General features: G+C 59.6%; 6 protein-coding genes and 2 pseudogenes. 5 read left to right on the top strand and 3 right to left on the bottom strand.

Annotated features, from left to right (window positions below; genetic code table 11):
• The first annotated feature begins 287 nt into the window (after positions 1-287).
• The 5 genes from Q0O19_RS13515 to crcB all read left to right on the top strand — a co-directional run bounded on the left by Q0O19_RS13515 (position 288) and on the right by crcB (position 4,653).
• Complete coding sequence (locus Q0O19_RS13515; RefSeq protein ID WP_295523812.1) at positions 288-1,265, top strand: TRAP transporter substrate-binding protein; 978 nt, start codon at positions 288-290, stop codon at positions 1,263-1,265.
• A gap of 6 nt (positions 1,266-1,271) precedes the next feature.
• Positions 1,272-1,838, top strand: coding sequence for a TRAP transporter small permease (locus Q0O19_RS13510; protein WP_295523810.1), 567 nt, complete (start codon positions 1,272-1,274; stop codon positions 1,836-1,838).
• On the top strand, positions 1,838-3,148 hold the full coding sequence (locus Q0O19_RS13505) for a TRAP transporter large permease subunit (protein ID WP_295523807.1): 1,311 nt from the start codon (positions 1,838-1,840) through the stop codon (positions 3,146-3,148). Before Q0O19_RS13510 ends, Q0O19_RS13505 begins: the two co-directional genes overlap by 1 nt.
• A 61-nt stretch (positions 3,149-3,209) precedes the next feature.
• Entirely contained in the window at positions 3,210-4,226 is a 1,017-nt protein-coding gene (locus Q0O19_RS13500; RefSeq protein ID WP_295523805.1) for a recombination-associated protein RdgC, read from the top strand.
• A 34-nt stretch (positions 4,227-4,260) separates the two neighbouring features.
• Positions 4,261-4,653 carry a fluoride efflux transporter CrcB gene (gene crcB, locus Q0O19_RS13495; protein WP_295523803.1) on the top strand — a complete coding sequence of 131 codons (393 nt, stop codon included), beginning with the start codon at positions 4,261-4,263 and terminating at the stop codon, positions 4,651-4,653.
• 39 nt (positions 4,654-4,692) lie between these two features.
• On the opposite strand, the gene Q0O19_RS13490 is transcribed toward crcB, so the two are convergent.
• From Q0O19_RS13490 to Q0O19_RS13480, 3 genes and pseudogenes are all read right to left on the bottom strand, one after another.
• Positions 4,693-4,872 carry a hypothetical protein gene (locus Q0O19_RS13490; RefSeq protein ID WP_295523802.1) on the bottom strand — a complete coding sequence of 60 codons (180 nt, stop codon included), beginning with the start codon at positions 4,870-4,872 and terminating at the stop codon, positions 4,693-4,695.
• A 6-nt stretch (positions 4,873-4,878) separates the two neighbouring features.
• Positions 4,879-5,988, bottom strand: a pseudogene (locus Q0O19_RS13485) (FAD-dependent monooxygenase).
• Positions 5,989-6,149: 161 nt separating this feature from the next.
• A pseudogene (locus Q0O19_RS13480) lies at positions 6,150-6,460 on the bottom strand (fatty-acid--CoA ligase); the annotation flags it as partial.

Raw genomic sequence — 6,460 nt, 5'->3', positions numbered from 1 at the left:
GTCAGGCGAGACCAGATGGGCCGAAGAGACGATGGGGTTGGCGTTCGCGATGGCAGTTGAATTTTTGCGCGGCATTGGAGGTGTTCAGACAAGTGGGGACTCAAAGTTTATGTCCGTTGATGACAATTTACCAACAATTTGTTGACATTAAGGGAAAACACCGATCACACCCAAGCCTCAACCTGCTTACAGTGAACCCCAGCCAGATGCACCCGATGCGCGCGCCAAGCGGGCACCTTTCTTGCACGGCCTGTTTGACCGTTCATTCCACATTCACAGGAGTTCTCATGCAACGTCGCGCCCTTCACCTCAGCCTGCTGGCTGGCCTGCTCGCTCTCTCCGGCTTCGTGTCGGCCCAAACCAAATGGGACCTGCCCGCAGCTTACCCGGCCACCAACTTCCACACGGTCAACATGACCCAATTCGCAGCCGATGTGGACAAAGCCACAGCAGGCAAGCTCAAGATCACGGTCCACGCCAACGCGTCCCTCTTCAAAGCCCCTGAAATCAAACGCGCGGTTCAAGGCGGCCAAGCCCAAGCCGGTGAGATCTTGCTGGCCAACTTCAGCAACGAGTGGCCCATTTATGCAGCCGATGGCCTGCCCTTTTTGGCTGACAGCTACGACGAGAGCATGAAACTTTACAAGGCGCAAAAACCCCTGATGGAGAAAAAGCTGGCCGAACAAGGCATGGTACTGCTCTACTCGGTGGCGTGGCCACCGCAGGGAATTTACAGCAAAAAGCCACTCAACAGTGCGGCCGACCTCAAGGGCATCAAGTGGCGTTCGTACAGCCCGTCTACGGCCCGCATAGCCGAATTGGTGGGCGCACAGCCTGTCACGGTCCAAGCGGCTGAATTCACACAGGCCCTGGCGACTGGCGTGGTGGAGTCGACCATGACCTCGGGCGCGACCGGCGTGGACAGCAAGTTGTTCGAGCACCTGAAGTTCTACTACGATGTGCAAGCCTGGTTGCCCAAAAACGCGGTGATTGCCAACAAGAAGGCGTTTGATGCCCTGGACAAAGCCAGCCAGGACGCTGTGATGAAAGCCGCAGCCGACGCCGAAACCCGCGGCTGGACCGAATCGCGCAAGGTCAACACCACCACTTTGGAAACCCTCAAAGCCAACGGCATGACGGTCGCCCCCCCATCGGCCCAGCTCAAGGCGGACATGAAGAAGGTGGGCGACACCATGCTCAAGGAATGGATGGACAAATCCGGTGCCGAAGGCAAGGCCTTGGTGGACGCCTACAACAAGAAATAACACCGGATGAACGCCAGTCCTCCACCACGCGCTTCATCGGTGCGTCGCTTTCTGGATGGCATGTACCTGCTCGGGGGGCAATTGGCCGCCCTGTGTGTGCTGGCCATTCTGGTTTTGATGATCGGCGCCTCGGTGGGGCGTGTGCTGAACTGGCGTGTTTCTTGGGTCAACGACATCGTGGCTTGGTTGTGCGCAGCCGCTGCTTTTTTGGGCATGGCTTACAGCTTTCGCAATGGCGACTTTGTGCGGGTGACGCTGGTGCTTGAATCGGTGTCTGCCCCGGTGCGCCGCTGGCTGGAGTTGATCTCACTGACTGTGGCCGCTGTGGCCATTGGCTACTTGGGTTACTGGGCAGCACGCTTCACTTGGGAAAGCTACGAATTCAACGACATCGCAGGCAACATGGTGGCGATCCCGATCTGGATTCCGCAGTTGAGCTTTGTCATTGGCTCAGCGATTCTGGTGATTGCCGTGATTGATGAATGCGTGTGCGTGTTCCAAGGTGGTAAACCCAGTTATGTGGCGCGTGTCGAAGAGCGCCATGCCAGGGGTGATTTTTCTGAGGAGCTTTGATGGGCCTGCTTGAAATAGGGGGCCTGCTCCTCTTCTTGATGTTGCTGATGCTCAGCGGTGGCGTTTGGATTGCGATGACGCTGGCCATTGTCGGCTGGGTGGGCCAAGCCTTTTTCACCAACACCCTGCCCGGCAAAAACCTGTTTTCTTCGTTTTGGGAAACCTCGGCCAGCTGGGAGTTGGCGGCATTGCCCATGTTCATCTGGATGGGCGAAATTTTGTACCGCACCAAGTTGTCCGAGCAGATGTTCGATGGCCTGTCGCCCTGGCTGAACAAAGTACCGGGCCGCCTGATGCACACCACCATATTGGGTTGCGGCATCTTCGGCTCAGTGTCTGGGTCATCGGCCGCTACCTGCGCCACGATCGCCAAGGTGGCCCTGCCCGAACTGGAAAAGCGCGGCTATGACCGCAACATCGCCCTGGGTTCATTGGCCGCTGCCGGTGGCTTGGGCATTTTGATTCCGCCGTCCATCACCATGGTGGTGTATGCCGTGGCAGCCGATGCCAGTGTGATCCGCCTGTTCCTTGCGGGCTTCTTGCCTGGCTTTTTGCTGATGGGCCTGTTCTCGGGTTACATCATTTGGTGGAGCGTGCGCAACCCCGACAAAGTGCCACCAGCCGAAGCGCCGACCACTTTCATGGAAAAAATGCGGCGTTCGGGCAGTTTGATTCCTTGTGGCTTGCTGATTGTCTTCATCGTGTGGGTCCTGGTGGCAGGCATCGCCACCGCCACCGAATGCGCCGCCTATGGCGTGTTGGGTTCGCTGGCCATTGCGGTCGCTGGGCGCAGCTTGACTTGGCAGAACTTTTGGCAAGGCCTGGTGAGCGCCACCAGGGTCAGTTGCATGATCATGTTCATTCTGGCGGGTGCAGCGTTTCTCACCAAAACCATGGCGTTCACCGGTATTCCGCGAGAGCTGGCCGAGTTTGTCCATGCCATGAACCTCTCGCCTTATGGCCTCATCGCGATTTTGGTGGTGGTGTATTTGATTTTGGGCACAGCGCTCGACGGCATCTCGATGATCGTGCTGACCAGCGCGGTGGTGCTGCCCATGATCCAAAAGGCCGGATTTGATCTTGTTTGGTTCGGTATCTTCATCATCATGTTGATCGAGATCGCCGAAATCACACCGCCGGTTGGCTTCAACCTGTTCGTCTTGCAAAACATGACCGGCATCGACAGCAACCGCATTGCCACCGTGACGCTGCCCTTTTTTGGCTGCTTGATTGTGGGCATTGTGCTGATCACTGTTTTCCCGTCCATCGTCACCGGCGTGCCCAACCTTTTGATGGGCGTCGCCAAGTAAAGCCGTCCGTCCAGTCCGGTAAGATGCCGCGCTGGCCTGACAAGGCATGAAAGAGTGACGGATGTTCAAAAATGTGATGGTTTACCGCATCGGCGAGGGCTTTGCGCCCACTTTGGCCGATGTGCAAGCGGCGCTGGAGCCGGTGCAATTTGTGGAGTGTGGCGCCAGCCAGGACAAGTCGATTGGCTGGGTGCCACCCCGGGGGGAGGCCCATGGTCCGCTGGTCGAATCGGTCTCGGGGCAGTGGATCTTGAAGCTGATGATCGAATCCAAAGCGGTGCCCGGCAATGTGGTGCGCCGCAAGGTGGACGAACGCGTCGCCGAAATTGAAGCGGCAACTGGGCGCAAACCCGGCAAAAAAGAAAAACGCGACCTGATGGACGACGTTTTGCTGTCCTTGCTGCCGCAGGCCTTCGCCCGTCAATCCACTGTGCTCGTGTGGATGGACCTGGAGAACCGCTGTCTGGTGCTCAACGCAGGCAGCCAAGGCAAGGCCGATGAAGTGATGTCGGCGCTGATGAACGTCATGGGCGGCTTGTCGGTCTCGCTGATCCAAACCGTGACTTCACCGCAAGCGGCCATGACGCAATGGCTGCTGGCCCCCACACCGGACGAATGGCCCTCTGATTTGACGGTGGAGCGAGAAACCGTGCTCAAGTCGACCGGGGAGGACGCGGCCAGCGTGCGTTTTACCCGCCACCACCTGGCCAACGACGATGTGCGCAAGCATGTGATGGAAGGCAAACTGCCCACCCAACTGGCGCTGAGCTGGGACGGCCGCGTGGCCTTTGTTCTGACCGAGACTTTGCAACTGAAAAAAGTGCAATACCTCGACGGCGTGATGGACGAATCGGGCACCGACAAAAACGAAGACCGCTTTGACACCGACGTGGCCTTGTCCACCGGCTTGCTGGGGCCGCTGATCGACAGCTTGATCGAAGCCCTGGGTGGCGAGATGGAATTGGGTGCGGCGGCTGCCGACCCAGCCCAGCCGAACCCAACGCGCACTGTGGTGAATTCGACCCTCAAGACGAGTGCAACGGGCGCAGCAGCGATCGACGAAGACCCGCCGTTTTAATCGTCGGTAAAACCCAAGCGAAAGGACCCACGCCATGCTCACGGTGATCGCGATTTGCCTGGGTGCTTGTGTGGGTGCACTGTCGCGCTGGCAGTTGGGCCTGTGGCTCAACCCCAGCACCGCAAGCGCTGGGCTGTTGCCTTGGGGCACGCTGGCGGCCAATCTGATTGGTGGCTATTTGGTGGGCGTGTGCGTGGGCGTGTTCCAGCAACTGCCCGAGCTTGACCCGGTTTGGCGCTTGGCCCTGGTCACTGGTTTTCTAGGTGCACTCACCACGTTTTCCAGCTTTTCAGCCGAAGTCGTGGCCATGCTGCAGCAAGGCCGTTTTGTCCTAGCCTTGGGCACGGCCGCCTTGCACCTTTTGGGCTCGCTGGCGCTCACGGTGCTGGGCCTGCAAACCGTCACGCTGTGGGCGGCGCGCAGCTGAAGACCAGCGCCCGCGATCTGAACGGCCAGCCCACTCGCCTCAGGTGATGCCCATCGCCTGCTGCAAGACCTGCAAAGCCTGCTGGTCGTTGTGGCCACGCCAGGCCACCACTTGGTCGGGGCGAATCAAGACCCACGGTGCCTCATACAAAGCCAGCAGATCATCACCACTGTGCGACAAGGCCTTCAGGTCCATGCCCAAGCGGCTGGCTACCGCCAAAAATGCCTAGGCATCCAAAGGCTGCGGGCCCAGTTGCAGCAAGTTCCATTCGCTGTGAAACGTGTCATAAAGCGAACGTCCATCGGTCAACCAAGCATGCGGCGAACGCTCGCCTGGACAGGCACTGGCTTGGTAACTGTTGGCCGCATCGGGCGGCGACGTGCTGCCATTGGTCACCACGATCGCAGAGCCGTGGTAGCGCCCCCCAAACGTCACCCCGGGGATGTTGAACTCCAGGCGCACATGCCCATTCAGATGCTCTGACGCCATTTGCCGCGTGCGCTCACCCCGCTCAGACGCCTCTTCCAAATCAGGCGTAGCCGCAAACAAACCCACCGAGTCGGCAAACTGGCGTGCATAAGCGGTGTTGCGGTGCGCCAAGGGCATGCGTTCTTGGGCACAGGTGTCCAGCAAGCGCGCAGGCGCGATTCCCCGAACCACGCTGGCCAGCTTCCAGCCCAGGTTGACCGCATCCTCCACAGCCGTGTTGAAGTCCAGGCCGCCGGTGGGCGTGAACAGGTGGGCGGCATCCCCGCCAATGAACACGCGACCTTGTTGAAAGGCGTTCGCCACCAAGGCGTACCCCGCCATCCAGGTGCCCACCGACAAAACTTCAATCGGGATGTCCTGCCCCATGGCCTGGTTGAAGATGCGCTGAGCATCTGCGGGCGTCTAGGCATCGGCATCTTCGCCCTCATGCACTGCCGCATGAAAGGCAAACTCGCTGTCACCATCGACCGAGGCCATGAAAGCCCGTCGCTGGGCATTCACCGTCACATACATCCAGGCCTTGCGGTGGGGAAGGGCCTTGTAAAAATCAGGCGCCCGCAGATACACGGGAAACATCTTTTCACCCATGAAATCGCGCTTGATGCAGGTGGTCCCGCCCCAAGCGATGCCCAGTTGGTGACGCACCGCACTGCGCGCGCCATCGGCCCCCACCAGATAAGCGGCGTGAACCGCCACATCAGCCCCACCGGACACTGGCGTCACCACTGCCTGCACACCCGCCTCGGTTTGCGAGAAATGCTTCAAGGCCCAGCCATAGCGCAAATCGTTCGAGGGACAGGCCCGCGCCTGGCTGAGCAGTGTCTTTTCGACAAACTTTTGCGACACCCGGTGTGGCAACTCGGCCGCGCTCCAAGAGCTTTCATCGTCTTGATGGCCTGGGTTGCTTGTGCAGCCGTGGGCAAGGGCAAGCGCGCCAGTTCATGGCCCGTGAAACGGGTGAAATAGGCGATCCTCAATTAACTCAGGTGGGAAATTTGGATTGGCCATCAGGGGGAGGTGACGGCCAGCTTGCGCAACTCCGTCTTCTGGACTTTCCCGGTCGGTGTCATCGGCAATGCGTCGACGAAGACAACGCGACGCGGTATCTTGTAGCTGGACAAGCGCTCGCGGCAAAAGGCCTGCAACTCCTCGCTCGCCGGGCTGTGGCTGCTGCGGCAGACCACGTAGGCGACGGGCAGTTCTCCCATGACGCGATCCGGCACGCCGATCAAGGCGCAGGACTGCACGCCGGGGTGCAAGGCCATTACCCGCTCGACCTCGGCCGAATAAATATTGGCCCCACCGGTGATGATCATGT

Origin of the sequence: Limnohabitans sp. Rim8, assembly GCF_945869175.1 — a bacterium.
Classification (GTDB): Bacteria; Pseudomonadota; Gammaproteobacteria; order Burkholderiales; family Burkholderiaceae_C; genus Limnohabitans_A.
This window is presented reverse-complemented; position numbering and strand designations above follow the sequence as displayed.